We start from the raw sequence: 22,053 nt of genomic DNA, 5'->3' as shown, positions 1-22,053 counted from the left end.
GGGGGACGAACAAGGCTGTGACGAACAAGCCAGCCACGAACACGACAGCACGGCAGGACGGATGCCGGCACCGGTACAACGCCGAAAGCCGCCCTGCTTCGGACTCCCGTCCAGGCGTACCCGGTGCCCAGGCAAAGGACCGGTGCGCATGACGTCCTACACGCAGCTGTGCCACCAGGTCGCCGGCATCCGGACGGGTACCGTTCCGGATTGGTTGACGCAGGCCCTCATGGATGCTGCGGCCACCCCCCGGGAGGCGACGGTGCTGCGCCATCCGCTGGGATTCCTGTGTATTCCGGTACGGCGTTTCGAGGAGGGCGGGGTCTGCGTGCACGTGTGGACCCGGCAGGTCCGCGCGGCACGTCCGACCACCTCGTCGGTGCACTGCCACAGCTGAGACCTGCGCAGCCTCGTGCTGGCCGGCGAGGTCCACAACCATCTCGTGCGGATCACCCCCGCGGCCGGGACGCCGCCCACCCACCGCCTCTTCGAGGTGCACAGCCACGGCGACGTGGACGAACTGCGGGCGACCTCGCGCCTGGTGCGCTACGGCCCCGGCACGATGGAAAGCCATCGAGCGGGCGACCTCTACACCATGCCGGCCGGGATGTTCCACTGGACCGAGGTCCCCGGCGGGGAAGCGACCACTCTCATGCTGGCCCGCAACCGCCCGGACCACCGTGATCGGTCGATCGGGCCGCTCCATGCCCGCGACCACTGGGTACGGCGCGGGCGCTGCGACACCACCGAAAGTGGCCAGGCGGCCCGGACCGTCCTGCGCCTGCTCGAGCGGAGGCGACCGGCCGCACGGCCGGTGTGACCGGCGCATACCCGCCCCCGCCCATGCCCCCGCCGCCCGGCCCGCGGCCGGCGCCGCCCCGTGGTCTGCCCGGCGCTGGCCCGACCCGGAGCCCGCCGGCAACCGGAAACCAACCGAAAAGGACAAAACAATATAAATTTTAACAAAACTCCAAAAAACATCCGATGACGCGGCGTGCCGGTCCTGCCACGCGGTATCCCCTGGGCCATACTGGGCAAATGGTGTCGCAAGCCCATCCGACCCGAGCGGGCAGCCCCCTGGACTTCTTTATCAGCTACTCGGCGGCCAATGAACGCTGGGCGTCCTGGATCGCCTGGGAGCTGGAGAGCGCCGGTTATCGAACCATGATCCAGGCTTGGGACTTCGTTCCAGGCAGCAACTTCAAGGAGTTCATCGACCGCGGGGTGAGCGAGGCAACTCTCGTCATCGCGGTACTGTCCCGCAGCTATATGCAATCCAGGTGGGGGAACCTGGAATGGCAGGTCGCACTGGACCCCGACACCTCGAAAAGCAAGCTCGTCACGGTACGCACGGAGGAGTGCGAGCTCGACGGACTGCTGTCCATGATCACATTTGTCGACCTGGTCGGTGTCACCGACCCCCGGAAGGCTCGCGAGCTGTTACTGAAGAAGGTCTCCGACGCGCTGCGGGGACGCGCGAAACCCGAGACCGGCCCCGGCTACCCGCTCGCGACGGACGCCCAGGCCGTCCCCGCGGCGGAGATCGACGAGCTCGTCCCACCGAGCCGCGTCACCACCCGGCGCCTGCCCGTAGTGGCGCCGGCCTACCCACTGGCGGCGGCCCCGGCACGCGGGCCGCGGCCGTCCGTCACGGTGCTGCACCTTGCCGCGCCGCGGATACCCCGGCGAGGGGCAGACGGTGTCCGCTCCGCCGGGGAGCTGCAGGCACGCCTGTGGGGTGATGTCACGCGGCTCATCCACGCCGGCGCCCCCCACCCGGACCTGCTCGTCGTCACCGGCGACCTGACCAGCACCGGTCACCCCCGGGAGTTCGAGGAGGCGCTGACGTTCCTGGCCGGCCTGCGGGCGCTGCTGAGCCTCGAGGCGCACCGGCTCGTGCTCGTCCCGGGCAGCCACGACATCAACCAGGCGGCCGCCCGCGCCTACTTCGCCAACTGCGACGCCGACGACATCGAGCCGCAGCCCCCCTACTGGCCGAAGTGGCGGCACTTCGCCAACCTGTTCCGGGAGGTCTACCAGGGCATCGAGGGCCCGCTGTTCGACAGCGCGCAGCCCTGATCCCTCTTCCACGTCCCCGACCTGGACGTGGTCGTCGCGGGTCTGAACTCCACCATGGCCGAAAGCCACCGGGACAGCGACCGTTACGGCTACGTCGGAGCCGCCCAGGCGGCCTGGTTCGCCCACCAGCTGCGGCCGTTCGAACAGGCGGGGGTGCTGCGGATCGGCGCCGTCTTCCACCCGCCGGCGCCGCCGGGCGGCGGGCCTGGCGAGCAGGCCGTCGACGAGTCCGCCGTGCTGCGCGACACCACCGCGTTCGACCGGCTCCTCGGCGGCCGGCTGAACCTGCTCCTGCCGGGGCTGCAGTCACCGGGCGCGGGAACGGGGGCGGGGACGGGTGGCACCGGCCCGTCGGCGTCCGGGGCCGCGTCGGTCCCCGGTGCGCTGAAGTCCGGCCTGCCGGTGGTCTCGGCGCCCGCTCCCGGCCGGCTCCAGCTGTTGACGATCGACCCGGACGGCCTGACCCGGTGGACCGACGGTGACGGCCCGGCCCGGCCGGTGGGCGGCACTGCCCGGGCCGGGGCGGCGGGGCGGCTGCGCCGCACCTGGCACGCCGTCGGCACGACCTTCCCCGGCACGGTAAGCGGCAGCGGGTCGTATCCCACGATCAACGTCTCCGAGGCCGGGGGCGGTGGCGATTCCGACGCCGGCGCCCCGCACGAGGCGCCCGACCCGCTCCTGACGCAGCTCGAGCGGATCGCCGACGTCTGCCGGACCCGCTACCACCAGGCCAGGATCCGCCAGATCGGGGGCGCCGTCCCGCATCTGCTGGTCACCTACGACGACGACGGCTACGTTCGGCAGCTGCGCATCGGCGCCCACCTCGGACCGATCGGCCTGGCCGAGGTGGAGGCCTTCGTCCATCACGTGCACGCCCTGGCGCCCGATCTCCACTCGGAGATCGTCACCGACCTTCCGGTGCACCAGACCCTGCGGGAGGAGGCGCTGCGCCGCCGGGTGCGGGTACGCAGCTTCACCGAGTTCCAGGGGCTGCTGGACCTCAGCGACTTCGTGGCGGACCAGACCGCCCGGCTGGTGGACGACCCGCGCTACCGGGCGGAGCTGTACGTGTCGCAGCGTTACCGCGATCTCATCGGCGTGGACCGCGCCGTCCATGAGGGCCTCACGGACGAACTGCTGCGGCTGCTCGGCCAGGACGACGGCCGTTTCATCCTCGTCCTCGGGGACTTCGGCCGGGGCAAGAGCTTCGCCCTGCGGGAGGTCGCCCGGCGCATACCGTCCGAGCTGCCCCATCTGACACCGATCTTCATCGAGCTGCGCGCCCTGGACAAGGCGCACAACGTCGACGGGATGGTCGCCGCCCACCTCGCCCACCACGGGCGGGACTTCATCGACCTGAAGGCGTTCCGCTACCTGCTGCGCAGCGGCCGTATCGTCCTGCTCTTCGACGGGTTCGACGAGCTGGTCAGCCGGGTCACCTACGACCGGGCCGCGGACCATCTCGACACGTTGCTGGCGGCCGCCAGCAACGACGCGAAGATCGTCGTTGCCAGCCGGACCCACCACTTCCAGACCAACTCGCAGGTGTTCACCGCGCTCGGCGCGAAGGTCGGCCTGCTGCCGCAGCGCCGGGTCCTCAACATCGAGGAGTTCGCCCCCTCGCAGATCCGTACCTACCTGGTGAACCGTTACAACGGTGACGAGGCGGCCGCCGACGAACGGCTCGACCTCATCAAGCGGATCCAGGACCTGGGCGGACTGTCCCGCAACCCCCGGATGCTGAGCTTCATCGCCGACCTGGACGCCGAACAGCTCACCAGCGTCGCGAGCGCCCGGCACACCCTGTCCGCGGCCGGGCTCTACCGGGAGATCCTCACCACCTGGCTCAGGGGTGAGGTGGTGCGCACCCAGGGGGTGCCGGGCGCGCCGGTCACCCTAAGCCTTGAGGACCTGTGGACGGCGGTGACGACCCTCGCGCTGCGGCTGTGGGAGTCGAACGAGCCGTTCCTGCGGCTGGCCGAACTCGGCGAGGTCGCGGCCGCCCTCACCGGGCTGGCCGGCGGCAGGCTGTCCGCCCAGCAGACCGTCCACGCCATGGGAGCGGGCAGCCTGCTGGCCCGGACCGACGACGGGCTGTTCGGTTTCATTCACCTGTCGGTGACCGAATGGTTCGTGGCCAACGATGTCGCCCGACAGTTCGCCCGCGGGGTCACCGACCCGCCGCTGCTGTCCAGGCGCCACTTCTCCCAGCTGGCCATCGACTTCCTCTGCGACCTGGCGACCGCGGAGGCGTCCCGGGCCTGGGCCACCCGCGTGCTCGCCGACCCGGACGCCGCGGAGGTGACCAGGGCGAACGCGCTGAAGGTCAGTGCCCGGCTGCGGACCCCCATCCGCAGCGACCTGCGCGGGGTGTCACTGCGCGGCGAGGACCTGTCGTACCGGGAGATGCGGGCGGTGGACCTCACCGACGCCGACCTCACCGACGCCATCCTGACCGGTGCCGATCTCACCGGCGCGGTCATGCGCGGCACCCGGCTGGTCGCCGCCCGCCTCGACGAGGCCGACCTGAGCGGGGCGGACCTCACCGGCGCCGACCTGACCCGCGCCCGCCTGCTCGGCTCCAGCCTGCGGGGGGCCCGCATCGACGGCGCCCGGCTGCGGCAGAGCGCGATCGTCGGAGCGAGCGCGGACCCGGCGCTGCTCGCCGACGCGCGGCGGCAGGGCGCCGCCGTGGCCCCAGGCCAGCAGGTGCACGTCGGTCTCGTACCGTCCGCGCTCGGTGTCTCCTTCGGCTTCGAGACCGGCCGGATCCCGGACCCGGTCGTCTACAGCCCGGACGGCGGGATCCTGGCGATCGCCAGCGAGGAGGGCGGCATCCTCCTCTGCGACGCGGCCACCGGCCGTCCGCTCCAGACGCTGCAGGGCCACCACAGCCGGGCATACATCGTCCGTTACGCGTCGGAGGTGCTGGTCAGCGGCTCGAACGACACCACCGTCCGGTTGTGGGAGCCGACGAGCGGCCGCTGCCTGCACACGCTGGGCGGTCACCGCGACTGGGCCTGGCCGGTGGAGCCGAGCCCAGACGGCAGCCTGATCGCCGTTGGTGACAGCAGCGGCACCCTCCGGCTGTGGGACACCGCCGGCGGCCAGGTCCGCGCGCTGCTGCCCGGGCACGCCTCCCGGGTGTGGACCGCGGCGTTCCACCCGGACGGCAGCCTGCTTGCCACCGGCGACAGCGACGGCACCGTGCGGCTGTGGCAGACCGCGACCGGCCAGCTGCACCAACGGATATCAACCGCGGCGGAGGTCTTCCGGCTGGCCTTCAGCCCGGACGGCAGCCTGCTCGCCACCGCCGGCGACGGTGGCGGCGTCCACCTGTGGGACCCCGCCACCGGCGAACTCCGGGAGGACCTCGTCGGGCACGAACGGGCCGTCTACACCCTCGACTTCCATCCGGACGGCCACCTGCTGGCCACCGGCGACATAGCCGGTGTGGTCCGGCTGTGGGGTGTGGCCGGCGGTACGCAGCGGCGGATCCTCACCCGCCACGGCGCGGCCGTGTACCGGGTCCTGTTCAGCCCAGACGGGACGCTGCTGGCCAGCAGCGACAACAACCGGGTCATGCGGCTGATCGACCCGGCCACCGGCGAGCAGCGCCACGAGCTGACCGGGCACAAGGGGGCGGTCTGGCCGATGGTGTTCCGCCCGGACGGCGGCCAGATAGCGACCAGCAGCAACGACCGGACCGCGCGGCTGTGGGACCCGGTGAGCGGCGCGTGCCGCGTGCTGACCGGGCACGGCCGGCGGCTGAACTCGGTGCGCTTCAGCCCCGACGGCTCCCTGCTGGCCACCAGCGGCAACGACGGCGAGGTGTGGCTGTGGGATCCACGGACCGGGCAGCGTCACGGGGAGCTCACCGGTGCCGCCGACCGTCTCACCTCCGCCATCTTCACTCCCATCGGCCGGCGCATCGCCGCGACCAGCAGCGCCGGTGGTGTGCACCTGTGGAACCTCGACGCTCCCGGCACCCAGGACACCGGCGGCTACGAACGGGAGCTGCGGGTCGAAACCGACCATGTGTGGGCCCAGGTGTTCAGCCCGGACGGGGAGATAATCGCCACCGCGAACGACGACGACTCCGTGCGCCTGTGGTACCGCGGGACCGGCCGGCACATCCGGACCTTCGAGGGCCACAAGGGACGGGTGCGCTCGCTCGCGTTCGCCCCGGACGGCCGGCTGCTCGCCACGGGCTGCGACGACAGCGGGGTACGGCTGTGGGACACCGAGACCGGCGAGTGCCGGCGGACGCTCACCGGCCACACCGACCGTGTGTACGCGGTGCTGTTCACCCCGGACGGCAGCCTGCTCGCGAGCGCGTCCAACGACGGCACGGCCCGGCTGTGGGACGCCGCCACCGGCGAGCTGCTGCGGGTGTTCGCCCAGCACCGGGGACGGCTGTGGGCGGCCGCGTTCAGCCCCGACGGCACGGTGCTCGCCACCGCCGGCGACGACCTGGTCGTCCAGCTCTGGGACATCGCCAGCGGAGGCCGTCTGGATACGCTGGCCGGGCACACCCGCCGGATCTGGTCGCTGGACTTCAGCCCGGACGGCACCCGCCTGGCAAGCTGCGGCGACGACGGCACGGCCCGGCTGTGGAACGTCGGCCGGTCCGGACCCACCGGCCTGGCGGTGACACTGGTCGGCCACGAGAGCGGGTGGGCGGCACTGGCGCCCGACGGCGGCTACAAGTTCGGTGGCGACCTCGCCGGCGAGATCTGGCACGTAATCGGCATGTGCCGCTTCGAGCTGGGCGAGCTCGACCGGCACCTGGACGCGGTACGGCTGCTGCCGGTCGAGGCGCCCTTCTGACCCTCAGCTCCGACCCTTCGGGTGGATCCGTCCCACCACTGGGCGCATCCGGAGCTTCTGTCACCAGGCGCTAGCATGTGTGCGGTGGCGGCCGTTCGGATCATTCTGTTGGCCGCCGCCGTACTCGGCGTGTTCATACGCCCGGCCCGGATCCCGAACTGGGTGGTGCCAGCCGTCGCCGCGGTGACACTCCTCCTCATCGGTGGCATGGCCGGCGACAAGGCGGTCGACGCCGTCCGGCCGCTGGTGTCACCGCTGGCTTTCCTGCTGCTGGCCGTGCCGCTCGCGGCCATGCTGGACCGGCTCGGGTTCTTCTCGTCGGTGGCCGCGCTCGTGGACACCGGCCCGAACCCACGACTGGGCCTGTGGGTGCTCGCGGCGGCGGTCACCACGTTCCTCAACCTCGACGCCTCGGTCGTGCTGCTCACCCCGCTCTACATCCGCATCGCGCGTCGGCACGGCTTCAACCCGACCATGCTGGCGATGCAGCCGGTCCTGCTGGCCTGCCTGGCGTCCAGCGCGTTGCCGATCTCGAACCTCACCAACCTGATCGCCGCCGATCGCTACGACCTGGGTGTCGCCGACTTCGTCTCCCGGCTCGGGCCGGCGTCGCTGGTGGCGGTGGTGGTCGGCTGGTACGGCTACCGCCGGATCGACACCGCCACGGCCCTGCACGACCAGGTCAGGGACCCGGTGGATCCGCGCGCACTGCGCCTCGGCACGCCGATCGTGGTTTTCGTCGTCCTGGGCTTCACCGTCGGTGACCTCTTCGGCGTGCCGGCCTGGGCGGTGGCGCTCGTCGCCGACGTCGTGCTGTTCGCCCTGACCCGCACGGTCCGGGTCAGCGACCTTCCGTTCGGCGCGGCCGCCCTCGCCGTGAGCCTCGGGGTGGTGGCCACGGCGGCCTCCCCGGAGCTGGGCCTTGGCGCTCTTTTCAGCGGGTCGGACTGGCTCGCGCAGGTACGGGTGGCCGGGCTCGGCATCCTGGGCGCCAACACGATCAACAACCTGCCGGCGCTGCTCATCGGCCTGCCGGAGATCGACGCGAATCCCGACCAGCTGTGGCCGCTGCTGTTCGGTGTCAACTTCGGGCCGGTGCTCGTCCTGCACGGCGCGCTCGCCGGCCTGCTCTGGCGTGCCACCGCGGCCCGCCTCGACGTCCATGTCAGCCCCTGGCAGTACACCGTCCTCGGCGTGCGGATCGGCCTGCCGGCGCTGGTCGCCGGCCTTGTCGTCGTCGTCGCGACAGGAACATTTCTCGGATAACCAGAGCGGTCATGAAATGATGGCCGCGGGCGACACAACAGGGCTGTGCTTTTCGTACTTCCAGCGGCCGGTTCGCCACTTCCCAGCGGTTCCCGGCCGCCGGTTCGTACTTCCGGCGACCGGAAAACGCCGGTGCCGATACCGGGACACCGCCCACTATGAGCTGCGACACTGTTCGGCAACACATCCGGCCAGCCATACGTTGTGTCGGTATCCGGTGTGCCGGCGCTCCGGTACCGCCGGGAATCCGTTCACACCGGTTGTGCCGGCGCGGACGGCCTGACCATTTCGAGCGGAGGAAGCGCAGTGTCCTCTCCCACCACCGTCACCCTCGACGTCGTGCTCCTGCCGCCCCCTCCGCTGCGGCGGCAGGCGGTCTCGTCGAGCGCGGGCCTGGCCCGGCGGATGGCGGCCAATGGCTATCCGTCGCACTTCCGCCTCGGCGCGGCATACCCCCACGACCCGGCCGGCGGTGTCTGCGAGCCGCACGTGTCGCTGTTCATGCTCGCCGTCAGCCCCTCGGAGATACCCCTGGTTGTCGACGCCGTCCGCGCGGTGGCCCAGGCCCTGCCGCCGCTGTACGGCGAGGGCGAGGAGTATCGGCACAACCCGCAGGGCGCGCCGGAGCTGTACTTCCGCCGGTCACCGGCCTGGGTCGAACTGCAACGCGAGGTCATCAGGAGAGTCGAGCCGCTGCGCCGGGGACGGCTGCGCGAGCTCAGCCCCGCCGGCGAGCGGCTGCACGACGTGCTGGCAGGCCGTGTCCCGGCCGATCCGGCCGCGGTGAGCCAGCTCGCCCGCTACGGCTACGACGAGGTGGCCGCGCCCGACGGCGACCGCTTCAACCCGCACGTGACCCTCGCCTGGCCCGACGACCCGAACTCACGCATCGCCCTGACCGGCCTGCCCCCTGCGCGCACCTACTCCGGCCCGCTGTCGGACATCGCGGTGTACGGCATGAGCCCATACGGCACCTGCACCACCGACCACGGTTCGTTCTCACTGCGCGATCAGCGCCGGCCGGCCCCGGCCGTGAAGCCCGTGAAGGCCGCGGCCGGTCCGACGCTCGGAGCCGATCGTCACCGCCCGGCCGTCACCGCCCGGCCGTCAGCGTCGGGTTTTCTCGCCCCGTCCTGACGTCTTCTCAGCCGGTCCTGACACCGGCGAGAACCAGCGATCCCCCGAGCGAGGGGAACACCCGCGCGAGGACCCGTGACGAGACGTTGCGCGCCTCTCCGCCCAGCACCACGTAGTTGGAGCGGAAACCGACGACCCGGAAGCCGCAGACGTCGAAGGCCCGGACCAGGGACGAGTACGTGAACGGGCGTATGTGCAGCTTCAGGTAGGGATGCTGGGGGTCGACCTGACGGGGGCTTCGGCCGATCAGGAAACGAATCCGGTCCTGGAGGGTCGCGAGGTTGGGCGTGGTCACCACGAGCACCCCGTCGGGGGCCAGAATCCGCCGGCATTCCGTCAGAAAGACGACCGGGTCGAAAAGGTGCTCGACGATCTCACCGGCGAAGATCCCGTCCAGCGCCCCCGACCGGAACGGGAGAGGGCGGGTGAGGTCGGCCCGTACCAGCGGGATGTGCCAGCGGGCCGTCCGGCCGGGCTGGTGGGCGCCGAGATCCACCATGACGGCCCGGGCGCCGTGTTGGGACAGCTTTTCGCTGACGGTTCGCGTCCCGGCGCCCAGGTCGGCTACGAGCGGCCGGGTACTCCGGCGCCGGGCCTCCTGTATCAGCAGGTCGGTCGCGTCCGCCACCCGGCGGGAATGGTAGGGCGTGGCCAGATAGTCGGCGACCTGTGTGCCGTCGGTGTAGGAACGCAGGTTCGCGGCAACGATCGGGTCCATACCGTCCCTCGCTACCGTCTCTCGCTCGGCCCCACACGCGTTTTTCACTCAGGCCCGCGCACCTGCCGTCAGCATGTCGGCGCGGCCACGACACCGCGCGGCCTGTGACAGGAGCCGCAGCCGTGCGCGGCTGTGGGCAGGGGCCGCGCCCCCTGCGCGGCTGCGGCAAGAGGGCCGCGCCCCCTGCACGGTCCGCGGCGGGCGGTCGCGGCCCCGCGAGGCCTACGGCAGGGCCGCGACGAGGTCGGCGATCGGCTTGCGGACGCCGGTGAAGAACGGCGTCTCCAGGCGGGTGTGCTCCCGTGCCCGGCTGGCGCGCAGGTGCCGCAGGCAGTCGACGATCCGGTGCAGTTCGTCCGCCTCGAAGGCCAGCAGCCACTCGTAGTCGCCCAGCCCGAACGCGGACACCGTGTTCGCCCGGACGTCGGGGAACTCCCGGCCCATGATCCCGTGCTCGGCGAGCATGCCGCGGCGTTCGTAGTCGGGCAGCAGGTACCACTGAAGCGACCTGTTGAACGGGTAGACGCACACGTACGCCTTCGGGTCCTCGCGCCGGACGTAGGCGGGCACGTGGTTGCGGTTGAACTCGGCCGGCCGGTGCAGGCCGACCGCCGACCACACCGGCGCCAGCGCCCGCCCGAGAGCGCTCTGGCGGAACCGCTGGTAGGTCTCCTGGAGCAGGTCGGGGTCGGGGCTGGTCCACCACAGCAGGACGTCGGCGTCCGCACGGTAGCCGCTCAGGTCGTAGACACCCCGGGTGTAGACGTCCTTGGCGAGAGCCCCCTCCAGCAGACTCTCCACCTCGGCCGCGATCACCGTCCGGTCCGCGGGCAGGGCCTCGCGCGCCGCAAAGACCGACCAGGAGGTGTAGAGCAGCTCGGCGTTGAGCTCCCGGGCGGAGGGGACGGGACCGCCTTGGGAGGTCCCGGTCTCGGGAGTCTCGGTGATGGCTGTGGGAGTCTCGGGCATGGCCTAATTGTCACCTACCGGGCCGGCCGGGGCCTGCCAGTACCCCACGGACCGGGCCACCATCCGCGAACGGGTCGCCGTCCGAAAACCTGCCGGCGACCGAACGGGCCAGCATCCGCGGACGGGCCCGCAGCCGAGATCGCGTCACTGGCCGATCCGGAGCGCGTCGTCGGAACGCAGCACCGTCTCCGCGGCGGCCTCGCCGGAGCGGACACAGGCCGCAATACCCACCCCGTCGTACCCGGCGCCGGCCAGCGCGAGGCCGGCGGGCAGCATCCCGCGTACCACCGCCGTCCGCTCGAGGTGGCCGGGCAGGTACTGCGGGAGCCCGGTGTCCCACCTGGTCACCCGGCTGGCCAGCGGTCGGGCAGTCAGGCCGGTCGCGGCGGCCAGCTCGGCCGCGACGACACCGGCGAGCTCGACGTCGGAGCGTTCCAGATCGCTTTCGTCGCCGGCCCGGCCGACGCTCGCCCGCACGATGCTCAGGCCGGGGTCCGCCGACAGGTGCGGCCACTTCGCGGACAGGAACGTGGCCGCCTTCATCACGTTGCCCTGGCGCGGCGGGACGAGGTAGCCACTGCCCGGCGGCAGCTGTACCCCGCGGTAGAGCAGCGTGATCAACGCCACCGACGTGTACGGGACCGCGGCCAGCGGCGCGGCCACGTGCGGCGCCACCGGGCTGAGCAGCCGCCGGGCCTCGGGCACGGGTACGGCGAGGATCACGGCGTCGGCGTCGACGTCCCAGGCACCCGGTCCGTCGACGGCATTGGCTTCCAGATCGGCTCCCAGATCGGCTCCCGGGCCGGCTGCGGGGCCGACGTCGGCTCCGGGACCTGAACTCGCGCCGGTGTCACCGCTGGCGCCGTCCGGCACGGCCCGCGGCCCGCTGCCGCTGCCGCTGCCGCTGCCGACGAGGCTCAGCCGCCAGCCGGCGGCGGTCTGGCTGAGCCTGCGCACGCGCGTCCCCAGCAGGATCTCCGCCTCGCTGGCGTCCGCGACGGCCGCGGCGAAGCGGCCCAGGCCGCCGCGCACCGAGGCGAACACCGGGGTGGTCGCGGGGTCGGCCGGTGCCGTGCGGGCCCGCACCCGGTACGCCCCGAGCAGCAGCGAACGGCTCTCGGACATGATCGGGGTCAGCTGCGGGACCGTGGCCCGCAGCGACATGGCGTCGGCCCGCCCCGCGTACACCCCGCCAAGCAGGGGATCCACCAGGCGTTCGACGACCTGGCGGCCGACCCGGGCGCCCACGAAGCCGCCGACCGTGGGATCGGCCGGCAGTGGGGTGCGCGGCAGCACCAGATCGGCCGCGGCACGCACGAGCCCGGTCGGGGAGAGCACCCGTGACCGCAGCAGGCCGACCACGTCGGTCGGGACGCCGAGCAGGGTCCGCGGAGGCAGCGGACGCAGCCGGCCGGAGATCAGCAGCGACGCGCTGGTGGTGGCCGGATGGACGATGTCGTGGCCGAGGCCCACATGACGGGCCAGCCGCACCGCGTCCGGCACGCGGACGAGGAACGACTCGGCGCCCTCCTCAAGCTCCAGCCCCTCGAACGGGGTCGTCCGCAGCTTGCCACCGACCCGGTCGGTGGCCTCCACGACGGTGACCTGGGCTCGGCCCCGCAGCGCATGGGCAGCCGCCAGGCCCGCGACACCCGCTCCGACCACGACGACCCGCATGCAGACCCGCTCCTCCCGTTACGGCCACCTCGCCCGATACACCTGGCCTGATACACCTGGCCCGTACACGTATGACCCGTACACGCCTGACCACCGTCCGCGTGCCGACCGCCGCTGTCCAGCGGCGCGCCGGCCCGGGCCGACCGCCACATGTTGCGTGACCCGCACCAGTTTCCTCCCGCGTCCGCCCATCCGACCGCGACGGGCAAAGATTGCCCGGCAAGGGTGAGGAAAGGCACCCGGCCACCCACACGGCGTCACATGACGCCACAACAGGTCATACATCGCTTACAGAAAGCCTACGCAGCGCCGCATCGGACGCCACAGGCGCCACACGGCGCCGCGCGACAGATGCCCGGCCATGGCCTCCCGCCGACCAGCCGGGCCCAGGCCGCCCAGGCCGCCCGGAACGACGACCAGAAGAGCGGCGACCAGAAGAGTCGGCGCGACGTCCCAGGCACCCGGTCCGTCGACGGCAGCAGCGCTCAGAAGACGGCCAGCGGGCGGATGGCGCTCGGAAACGGCTGGTGCTCAGAAATCGTGCACCAGTTCGACGATGTGGGCGAGCACGTCCGGATCGGTCTCGGGGAGCACCCCGTGCCCGAGGTTGAACACGTGGCCGTCCGCCTTGGCGCCGCGGGAGCACACGTCATGGACCTTCTCGGCAAGGACGTCACGTGGCGCGAAGACGGCGGTCGGATCGAGGTTGCCCTGCACCGCCCGGCCCGGGCCGATCCGGTGGGCGGCCTCGTCCAGCGGGACCCGCCAGTCCACCCCGACCACGTCGGCCCCGGCCTCGGCCATGACGGCGAGCAGCTCCCCGGTGTTCACCCCGAAATGGATGCGGGGGACGCCGTCACCGGCGAACGCCTCGAGGACCCGCCGGCTGTGGGGCAGGACGTAGCGGCGGTAGTCGGCCTCGTCCAGCGCCCCGGCCCACGAGTCGAACAGCTGCAGCGCGCTCACCCCCGCGTCCACCTGGACCCGCAGGTAACCGATGGTGATGTCGGCGAGCCGGTCGGCCAGCTCGTGCCACACCTGTGGTGCGCTGTACATCAGCTGCTTGGTGCGGGCGTGCGTCCGGCTCGGCCCGCCCTCGACGAGGTAGCTGGCCAGGGTGAACGGAGCCCCGGCGAATCCGATCAGCGGGGTCGGCCCCAGCTCGCGCACGAGCGTGTGGACGGCTTCGGTCACGTACGGGACGTCGTCGCCGGCGAGTGGCCGCAGCCGGGCCAGCGCGGCGCCGTCCCGGATCGGCTCCGCGACGACCGGGCCCACCCCGGCGACGATGTCGATGTCCACCCCGATGGCGACCAGGGGCAGCACGATGTCGGAGAACAGGATCGCGGCGTCCGTACGGAAGCGGCGTATCGGCTGTAGTGTGATTTCTGTCACCATATCCGGATCACGGCAGGAGTCGAGCATCGCCGTGCCCGCGCGCAGCCTGCGGTACTCGGGCAGCGCGCGGCCCGCCTGGCGCATGAACCACACCGGAACATGCTCGGCTGGCTCGCCCCTGCAGGCACGCAGGAACGGCGCGTCGCGCAACTCGGGACGTGCCCCGAATGCCCCACCCGCCCCGGACGTTCCACTCGGTTCTGTCGGATCCGCCGCTGGATCCACTGCTGCCGCACACATGACCCTGATGGTTGCACGTTCATCGCGATGGATGCTCCCGACAGGGAGAGCAGCCCGGTCGCGACCTCCGTCACGCCCGCCGCCGCACCCTGGACACGGCACGGGCAGGCGGGCGGGACAGACCTCACCGCAGCGGGCGCCCAGGCCCGCAGGCACGGGGACGAGGACGGTGGCGGGCAGGGACAGGCAGGGACGGGCAAGGCGAGATACTCGGTTTTTTCGACGAACACCCCGGGCTCGCGGGCACGGGGGCACGGGGGCACGGGGGCACGGGGGCACGGAACGGCGCGACGCGCCACCGCGTCCGGGCATCCCCGGAGGGTCGACAGGCCGCCCCGGGAACGGTTTATCTTCGACAGCACGTAGAACAGACCGGCCACCGGATTCGCAAGCCCTCCCACCGGCGGTCGCCCGAAGGCGGCGCGACCATGCCGCCGCTGCGACGACCATGCCTACCGAGCCTGCCGACCCGACCACACCCGCTGACCCGACCACGCGTGACGAGCCGATCATGTGCGATGACCGACCACGCGTGACGACTCACGCGTCATGACCATGGAGGCCGAACATGCCAGCCGACGGTGACCACCGACGGTCCGACAGTGGCGACCAACTGCTCGCCGCCGCCCGGCTGATCTCGATTGCCGAGGCGACGTCCTTCCTACTCCTGCTGGTGGCGACCGTGATCAAACATACGGCCGATCATCCCGGCGGGGTCAGGGTACTCGGGCCGATCCACGGCGTGCTCTTTCTCGCCTACTGCGCGGTCATCGTCGCCGTCGCCACGGCACATCACTGGGCGACGCGGCGGACGCTGCTGGCGCTCGGCGCGTCCGTCCTGCCGGTTGCTCCCTATTTCGTCGAACGCCGCTGGCTGCGGCCATCGGCGTCCGACCGCACCGCCGATGCCGCCCACACCGGACCGGGCACCCCCGCCACATCGGCATCCGAACCCGCGTCCTGAAGCCAGGCCCCCGAACCGCCGCGGTCACCTCCCGGGCCAGCCCCGGGAGGTGACCGCGGGCCGTCCCGGCAGGGGCGAACCCGCCGTGACGGTCACCATGGCACCACGAAACGGCACGAACACCCCAATGGCCGCGCAACATAACCGTTACCGCGATGACTTGCATACCGGGCATGATGCACGTGCACGACACGCCGACCCCGAATACGCGGAGATGGGGCCTGTCCGTGCCACCGTCAGGGAAGTCGGGATGGGACGAGAGGGTCCGTGATGTCCACGCGCGCCCTCTGTGTCGTGAGCGTGCCCTGGGGAGTGGTGTCCGGATGGAACAGGTCCTTGTGGGCGGTGACGAGCTGACCTTTCTGATCTGCCCGCAGTGCGGTGACGAGCGCGGTTTCGAGCAGCCCCCGTGTTCCGACGGACACGACGCGGACTGCCCCGACCGTGCCTGCGTCGACTGCGGAACGGCCGTGTTCCTCAACCCCGGGCAGCCGGACTCCCCCGCCGCCCGGGTACCCGCGCGGGAGCCGGAACCGTCTGGTGGATCAGCACACCAGCAGCGGCTGCGCCGTGTCGCCTGACCACATGTCGCCTGATCGGTCGACCGCCACCTGTCGGTGGGTTTCCTGCCGGCTGGTCCGCGTCCCGCTCGCCCGTACCGCCGCCCGCGCCGCGTCGCGCGTCCACGCTCCGTCGCGCGTCCACGCTCCGTCGCGCGCCCGCAGTCAGGACGTCCTACCGTGACGTCCATGGGTGCGCCGCTGTCTCCAGACGGCGGCCCAGCTGTCTTCGTCGCGGCCACGGCGGCGCTGCGGGACGCGATGGGCCGAGTCCGTCCGGAGGTCGCGGTACACGAGATCCAGGCGCCGGCGCGACTCGCGCCGTACGCGTTCGCGGCCGCCGGCGGGCTCTCGCGGGACGGTGACGAGGCAGCCTCGGGCCGGCTGATCCTCCTGTTCGACCCGGCCGGGCACAGCGCATGGGAGGGCACGGCGCGGTTCGTCTGCTATGCCCGCGCGGCAGTCGACCCCGAGATCGCCACCGACCCACTGCTGCCCGAGGTCGTCTGGTCGTGGCTGCGGGACGCGATGGAGGCCAACCAGGCCGGCTACCGGGCGATCGGCGGCACGGTGACCATCACGAACTCGAAACGGTTCGGCGTGCTGGCGGCGGACGGCGACAACTCGGATGTGGAACTGCGCTGCTCCTGGTCACCGGAATGGCCCGGGACGGCCAACGGTTGCGATCACCGCGTGTGGCGGCCCGCCGAGGCGGCGGCCCAGCTCCACTCCTTCGCCGACCTGCTGGCGGCCATGGTGGGCCTGCCGCCGCGAGTACGCGGAGTGGTGCCCCTGCCGTCCCGCCATCCGTGCTGACCCCGGCTCGACGCGGTCCCGGTGCCGGCCCCGTCCACCCCGGCTCCACACCATCTCGACTCCACACCATCTCGACACATTGAGCGACGGAATGACTTTCCAGAGTGAAAGAAGGCCCCCGATCCGGGACAAACCGCCGTCCCTGGTCGATCCGGTCGGCTTCCCTGTGCCCGACCAGCACGCTTGGACGCTGTTCGCGACGTACCATCGCCGATCGTGACGTCGACGGTTCCGGACTCATCCCACCAACTCGGCCAAGGGCCGGACAACAGCGCGGGAGCGGCCCGCCCGTTGCTGGAACCCGCCGAGGGCATACCCGCCGTGATCGTCGACCGGACGGCACTGCTCGCGGCGGCGGCACGGCTGGCCGCCGGCACGGGCCCGGTCGCCTTCGACGCCGAACGGGCCTCAGGCTACCGCTACAGCCAGCGGGCCTACCTCGTCCAGATACGCCGCCGTGGCTCGGGCACCCACCTTCTGGACCCGGTCGCGCTCGCCGACCTCACCTGTGTGCAGGACGCCGTCGGCGACGCCGAATGGGTTCTGCACGCGGCCAACCAGGACCTGCCCTGCCTGGCCGAGGTCGGCCTGCGTCCGAGCCGGCTCTTCGACACCGAGCTGGCCGGCCGGCTGCTGGGCTACGAGCGGGTCGGACTCGGGATCATGGTCGAGAAGGTGCTGGGCTTCACCCTGGAGAAGGGGCACTCCGCCGCCGACTGGTCCACCCGGCCCTTACCCGAACCGTGGCTGCGCTACGCCGCGCTCGACGTCGAACTGCTCGTCGAACTGCGCGACGCCCTGGAAACCGAGTTGGAGACGCAGGGCAAGCTGGCCTTCGCCCGGGAGGAGTTCGCCGCGATCGCGGCCGCTCCCCCACGGGAACCACGGCCGGGCCTGTGGCGGCGCACCAGCGGGATCCACCGGGTCCGCAACCGACGCCAGCTCGCCGCGGTCCGCTCGATGTGGACAACCCGGGACCGGATCGCCCGCGAACGCGACATCGCGCCCGGCCGGGTACTCCCGGACAGCGCGATCATCGAAGCGGTGCTGGCCGCTCCCGCGGACATCGAGGCCCTGACCCGGTTGCCGGTCTTCTCCGGCCCGCGCCTGCGCCGCACCGCGCGGACCTGGTTCACCGCCCTGCGGGAGGCTACCGGGCTGCCCGATGACGCTCTGCCCGCGCCCGCCTCGGCGAACGCCGACACCCTACCGCCACCGAACCGGTGGGCCGACCGCGACCCGGCCGCAGCCGCCCGGCTGACCCGGGTACGCGCCCGTCTCACCGCGATCGCCGCCGAGCGGACCATGCCGGTGGAGAACCTGCTGGAACCGGCGCTCGCCCGCCGGCTCGCCTGGTCACCACCGCGTCCGGCGGCCGACGAGCAGCCGGTCGACGACCAGCCGGCCGACGACCGGCGTGTGACCACCGAACTGGTGGCCGGGATGCTGCGGGCCGGCGGCGCCCGGCCCTGGCAGGTGACGCTCACCGCCGGGCCGATCGCGGACGCCCTGGCCGAGCCGCCGGCAGAACCGGCAGCGGCAGAACCGGTGGCAGCAGCCGAGCCGGTGACGGAAGCAGCGGCCAGGCCAGCGGCGGAGCCGGCAGCCGAACCGACGAACGGCCCGGGCGGAAGCGCGTAGCCGTCCGGGCTGCTCTGTCGGACTGCTCTGTCGAGCCATCGCTGTCGGACTGCCGCTGTCGCCGGCCTGGTCAGGGCCGGTGTCGAATCATGATCGACGCCAGGTCGGGGCTGGTGCCAGGCCGGCGTCGGTGTCGAACCGGGATCGAGGCCGAATGGGGTTACCCATGGGTAACCTTCTGCCGTAGGCTGACCGTGTCGGCGGTCACGCCGGCACCGGTACCGTCCTCCCGGTAGATCGCCGTCCGTCACATGCGCTCCGCGAACGTGACCGGACCGGTTTCGATAGCGACCTGCCGGGTCTCCCCGGTCAGGAGGCACAGTGTTCCAATCTGCCAGGGACTCCGTCCGCGACGTCGTGTTCGTCGACGGCGTCCGAACCCCCTTCGGCAAGGCCAAGGGGGTCTACTCCGAGACACGAGCGGACGACCTGATCGTCAAGGTCATCCGTGAGCTGCTGCGGCGCAACCCGGCACTGCCGGCGGAACGGATCGACGACGTGGCGATCGCCGCGACCACCCAGACCGGCGACCAGGGCCTGACCATCGGCCGGGTGGCGGGCATCCTGGCCGGGCTGCCGCAGTCCGTGCCCGGCTACGCCATCGACCGGATGTGCGCCGGCGCGGTCACCGCCGTCACCACCACCGCGTCCGCGATCGCCGTCGGCGCCTACGACGTCGCGATCGCCGGCGGCGTGGAGCACATGGGCCGCCATCCCATGGGCGAGGGCGCCGACCCCAACCCGCGCTTCGTCTCCGAGAAGCTCATCGACACCTCCGCGCTGGTCATGGGCCAGACCGCGGAGAACGTGCACGACCGCTATCCGACGATCACCAGGGAGCGGGCGGACGCCTACGCGCTGGCCTCCCAGCGGAAGGTCGCCAAGGCTTACGCCGACGGGCTGATCCAGCCCGACCTCGCCCCGGTCGCCGCCCGCCACACCGAAAGCGGTTGGGAGCTCGTCACCACCGACGAGCCACCCCGCCCCGACACCACCCTGGAAGGGCTGGCCGGCCTGAAGACGCCGTTCCGGCCGCACGGCCGGGTGACCGCGGGCAACGCCGCCGGCATCAACGACGGCGCCACCGGCTGCATCCTCGCCGCCGGGGAGGTCGTCGAGGAACTCGGGCTCACCGCGAAGATGCGGCTGGCCGGGTTCGGTTTCGCCGGCGTCGAACCGCACGTGATGGGCCTCGGCCCGATCCCCTCCACCGAGAAGGCGCTGGCCCGCACCGGCCTGTCCATCGACGACATCGGGCTGTTCGAGCTCAACGAGGCGTTCGCCGTCCAGGTGCTCGCCTTCCTCGACCACTTCGGGATCGCCGACGACGACCCGCGGGTGAACCCCTTCGGCGGGGCGATCGCGCTGGGGCACCCGCTGGCCTCCAGCGGCGTCCGGCTAATGACCCAGCTCGCGCGCCACTTCGCCGACCGTCCCGACGTCCGCTACGGGCTGACCGCCATGTGCGTGGGCTTCGGCATGGGCGCGACCACCATCTGGGAGAACCCCCACTTCACCGGCAACGCCGGCGCTACCAGCGGCAGGAGCGCCGCCAGCACCGCCGCGCGGACGCCCGGACGGACAGGAGGAGCCCGATGAGCGGGACGCCGGCCACCGCCCTCGACTTCCCCGGCGAGGTGGTGACCCAGGCCCACGTCCGCTACGTGGTCCTGCCGGGCGTGGCCGGGCCGCTCGCGCTGGTCACCCTGGACAACGGCCTGGACCACACCCGCCCGTCGACCTTCGGGCCGGCCGGCCTGCGCAGCCTGCTCGCCGCCGCCGACGAGATCGAGGCGCACACCCCGGCCGTGTCGGCGATCGCCGTCACCGGCAAGCCGTTCATCTTCAGCGTCGGCGCCGACCTGGCCTTCCGGTCGTCGCTGCGCGACCCGGAGGCGGCCCGGGCCGGCATCCACGCGATCGGCGAACTCGGCCACGCGGCGTTGCGACGGATCGGTGAGGGCCGCTTCGGCGGCCGCAAGGTCCCCACGTTCGCGCTGGTCAACGGCGCGGCCATGGGCGGCGGCCTGGAAGTGGCGCTGCACTGTGACTACCGTGCGCTGTCATCGGACGTCACAGCGCTGGCGCTGCCGGAGGTCTTCCTCGGCCTGGTGCCCGGTTGGGGCGGGACCCAACTGCTGCCCAACCTCGTCGGTGCGGACCGCGCGGTCACCATCGCCATCGAGAACCCGCTGAACCAGAACAAGATGCTGCGCGCCGCGCAGGCGTTCGCCCTCGGCCTCGCCGACGTGCTGCTCGAGCCGGCGGACTTCCTCGAGGAGGCGCTGCGCTGGGCCGCCCGCGTCATCCGCGGCGAGATCGACCCGGCGGCGGCACGGGCGCCGGTGCGGCGCGGCCAGGTCTGGGCGGACGCGGTCGCCCGCGGCCGGGCGCTGGCCGACGCCAAGCTGCACGGCGCCGCCCCGGCCGCCTACCGGGCGCTGGACCTGCTCGCGCTCGCCGAGACCGCCGACCGGGGCACCGGCTACGCGGCCGAGACCGAGGCGCTGGCCGACCTCGCCGTCAGCGAGGAGCTGACCGCCAGCCTCTACGCCTTCGACCTGGTGCAGAAGCGGGCGAAACGCCCGGCCGGCGGGCCGGACCCGGCTCTGGCCCGGCCGGTGACCAAGGTCGGCGTGGTCGGCGCCGGGCTGATGGCCAGCCAGCTCGCGCTGCTGTTCGCGCAGCGCCTTCAGGTGCCGGTGGTGCTGACCGACATCGACCAGGCCCGCCTCGACGCCGGCCTCGCCACCGTCCACCGTGAGATCGACAACCTGCTGACCAGGAAGCGGATCTCCCCGGACAAGGCGTCCCGGCTGCACGGCACCGTGAGCGGCTCGCTGACCAAGGACGCGTACGCCGACGCCGACCTGGTCATCGAGGCCGTCTTCGAGGATCTGGCGGTCAAACAGCGGGTGTTCACCGAACTGGAGGCGGTCGTCTCCCCCGACACCCTGCTGCTGACCAACACCTCGGCGCTGTCGGTCAGCGACATGGCGTCCGTGCTGAGGCATCCGCAGCGGGTCGCGGGGCTGCACTTCTTCAACCCGGTGGCGATCATGCCGCTGGTCGAGGCGGTGCGGGGCCGGCAGACCGACGACGCGGCGATCGCGACGACGCTCGCGGTCGCGAAGAAGCTGCGGAAGAACGCGGTGCTCACCGCGGACACGCCCGCGTTCGTCGTCAACCGCCTGCTCACCCGGTTCATGGGCGAGGTGCTGGCCGCCATCGACAACGGCACCCCGGTGGAGGATGCCGACCAGGCCCTCGAGCCGCTGGGCCTGCCCATGTCACCGCTGGTGCTGCTCGGGCTGGTCGGCCCCGCCGTCGCCCTGCACGTCGCCGAGATCCTGCACGCCGCCTACCCGGAGCGCTTCCCCGGCACCGAGGGCCTGGGCCGGCTGGTGGCCGCCGGCAAGACCAGCGTCTACACGTGGGGCCCCGACGGCCAGCAGGTCGACCCCGAGGCCGCCGAGCTCATCAGATCCGCGGCCAGCGGTGACACCCCGGTGCTGACCGGCGAACAGGTGCGGGAGGCGTCCCTGGCCGCGCTCGCCGAGGAGATCCGCGCCCTGCTCGACGAGGGCGTGGTCACCGAGGCCGCCGATGTCGATCTGTGCCTGCTGCTCGGTGCGGGCTGGCCGTTCCACCTCGGCGGCATCACCCCCTACCTGGACCGCACCGGCATCAGCGAGAAGATCACCGGCCGCCGCTTCACCCCACCCGGCGTGGCCACCCTGTCCTGACCCCTTCGCCCC

The 22,053-nt window shown here is 72.3% G+C and carries 16 protein-coding genes; 12 read left to right on the top strand and 4 right to left on the bottom strand.

Features of this window, described 5'->3' with window-relative positions:
• Positions 1-148: 148 nt before the first annotated feature.
• The 6 genes from FSYMDG_RS22970 (at position 149) to FSYMDG_RS08915 (ending at position 9,312) form a co-directional block, all read left to right on the top strand.
• A complete protein-coding gene (locus tag FSYMDG_RS22970) occupies positions 149-397 on the top strand; it encodes a hypothetical protein (protein ID WP_050803432.1) in 249 nt (82 codons plus the stop codon).
• Positions 398-412: 15 nt separating this feature from the next.
• Complete coding sequence (locus FSYMDG_RS22965; protein WP_050803429.1) at positions 413-820, top strand: hypothetical protein; 408 nt, start codon at positions 413-415, stop codon at positions 818-820.
• Between the two features lie 218 nt (positions 821-1,038).
• Positions 1,039-2,079 (top strand): TIR domain-containing protein, encoded by a 1,041-nt coding sequence (locus FSYMDG_RS27430; protein WP_202797685.1) that lies wholly within the window; start codon positions 1,039-1,041, stop codon positions 2,077-2,079.
• A 27-nt stretch (positions 2,080-2,106) separates the two neighbouring features.
• Positions 2,107-6,909 carry an NACHT and WD40 repeat domain-containing protein gene (locus FSYMDG_RS29400; RefSeq protein WP_013873226.1) on the top strand — a complete coding sequence of 1,601 codons (4,803 nt, stop codon included), beginning with the start codon at positions 2,107-2,109 and terminating at the stop codon, positions 6,907-6,909.
• Positions 6,910-6,984: 75 nt separating this feature from the next.
• Positions 6,985-8,175: an SLC13 family permease gene (locus FSYMDG_RS08920; RefSeq protein ID WP_013873225.1), complete on the top strand. Its 1,191-nt coding sequence runs from the start codon at positions 6,985-6,987 to the stop codon at positions 8,173-8,175.
• Between the two features lie 306 nt (positions 8,176-8,481).
• A complete protein-coding gene (locus tag FSYMDG_RS08915; protein WP_013873224.1) occupies positions 8,482-9,312 on the top strand; it encodes a hypothetical protein in 831 nt (276 codons plus the stop codon).
• A 7-nt stretch (positions 9,313-9,319) separates the two neighbouring features.
• Here FSYMDG_RS08915 and FSYMDG_RS08910 read toward each other — a convergent pair whose 3' ends face one another.
• From FSYMDG_RS08910 to hemE, 4 genes are all read right to left on the bottom strand, one after another.
• On the bottom strand, positions 9,320-10,030 hold the full coding sequence (locus tag FSYMDG_RS08910; protein WP_013873223.1) for a class I SAM-dependent methyltransferase: 711 nt from the start codon (positions 10,028-10,030) through the stop codon (positions 9,320-9,322).
• A gap of 222 nt (positions 10,031-10,252) precedes the next feature.
• Positions 10,253-10,999, bottom strand: coding sequence for a hydrogen peroxide-dependent heme synthase (gene hemQ / locus FSYMDG_RS08905; RefSeq protein ID WP_013873222.1), 747 nt, complete (start codon positions 10,997-10,999; stop codon positions 10,253-10,255).
• A 144-nt stretch (positions 11,000-11,143) separates the two neighbouring features.
• Positions 11,144-12,676, bottom strand: a complete 1,533-nt coding sequence (gene hemG, locus FSYMDG_RS08900) for a protoporphyrinogen oxidase (RefSeq protein WP_013873221.1) — start codon at positions 12,674-12,676, stop codon at positions 11,144-11,146.
• Positions 12,677-13,207: 531 nt separating this feature from the next.
• Entirely contained in the window at positions 13,208-14,314 is a 1,107-nt protein-coding gene (gene hemE, locus FSYMDG_RS08895) for a uroporphyrinogen decarboxylase (protein ID WP_013873220.1), read from the bottom strand.
• A 568-nt stretch (positions 14,315-14,882) separates the two neighbouring features.
• Here hemE and FSYMDG_RS08890 point away from each other — a divergent pair.
• From FSYMDG_RS08890 to FSYMDG_RS08865, 6 genes are all read left to right on the top strand, one after another.
• Positions 14,883-15,278 carry a DUF3817 domain-containing protein gene (locus FSYMDG_RS08890; protein WP_013873219.1) on the top strand — a complete coding sequence of 132 codons (396 nt, stop codon included), beginning with the start codon at positions 14,883-14,885 and terminating at the stop codon, positions 15,276-15,278.
• Positions 15,279-15,601: 323 nt separating this feature from the next.
• Positions 15,602-15,859, top strand: coding sequence for a hypothetical protein (locus FSYMDG_RS08885; protein WP_013873218.1), 258 nt, complete (start codon positions 15,602-15,604; stop codon positions 15,857-15,859).
• A gap of 168 nt (positions 15,860-16,027) precedes the next feature.
• Positions 16,028-16,654: a DUF3000 domain-containing protein gene (locus FSYMDG_RS08880; RefSeq protein ID WP_043603303.1), complete on the top strand. Its 627-nt coding sequence runs from the start codon at positions 16,028-16,030 to the stop codon at positions 16,652-16,654.
• A 216-nt stretch (positions 16,655-16,870) separates the two neighbouring features.
• On the top strand, positions 16,871-18,295 hold the full coding sequence (locus tag FSYMDG_RS08875; RefSeq protein ID WP_013873216.1) for an HRDC domain-containing protein: 1,425 nt from the start codon (positions 16,871-16,873) through the stop codon (positions 18,293-18,295).
• A gap of 321 nt (positions 18,296-18,616) precedes the next feature.
• Positions 18,617-19,894: a thiolase family protein gene (locus tag FSYMDG_RS08870; RefSeq protein WP_013873215.1), complete on the top strand. Its 1,278-nt coding sequence runs from the start codon at positions 18,617-18,619 to the stop codon at positions 19,892-19,894.
• The gene (locus FSYMDG_RS08865) at positions 19,891-22,041 is read left to right on the top strand and encodes a 3-hydroxyacyl-CoA dehydrogenase NAD-binding domain-containing protein (RefSeq protein WP_013873214.1); all 2,151 of its coding nucleotides are present in this window, start codon (positions 19,891-19,893) and stop codon (positions 22,039-22,041) included. Before FSYMDG_RS08870 ends, FSYMDG_RS08865 begins: the two co-directional genes overlap by 4 nt.
• Positions 22,042-22,053 lie beyond the last annotated feature (12 nt).

Origin of the sequence: Candidatus Protofrankia datiscae (assembly GCF_000177615.2) — a bacterium.
GTDB classification, from domain to species: domain Bacteria; phylum Actinomycetota; class Actinomycetes; order Frankiales; family Frankiaceae; genus Protofrankia; species Protofrankia coriariae.
The sequence above is the reverse complement of the archived record's forward strand: the minus strand, read 5'-3'. Positions and strand labels throughout refer to the sequence as shown.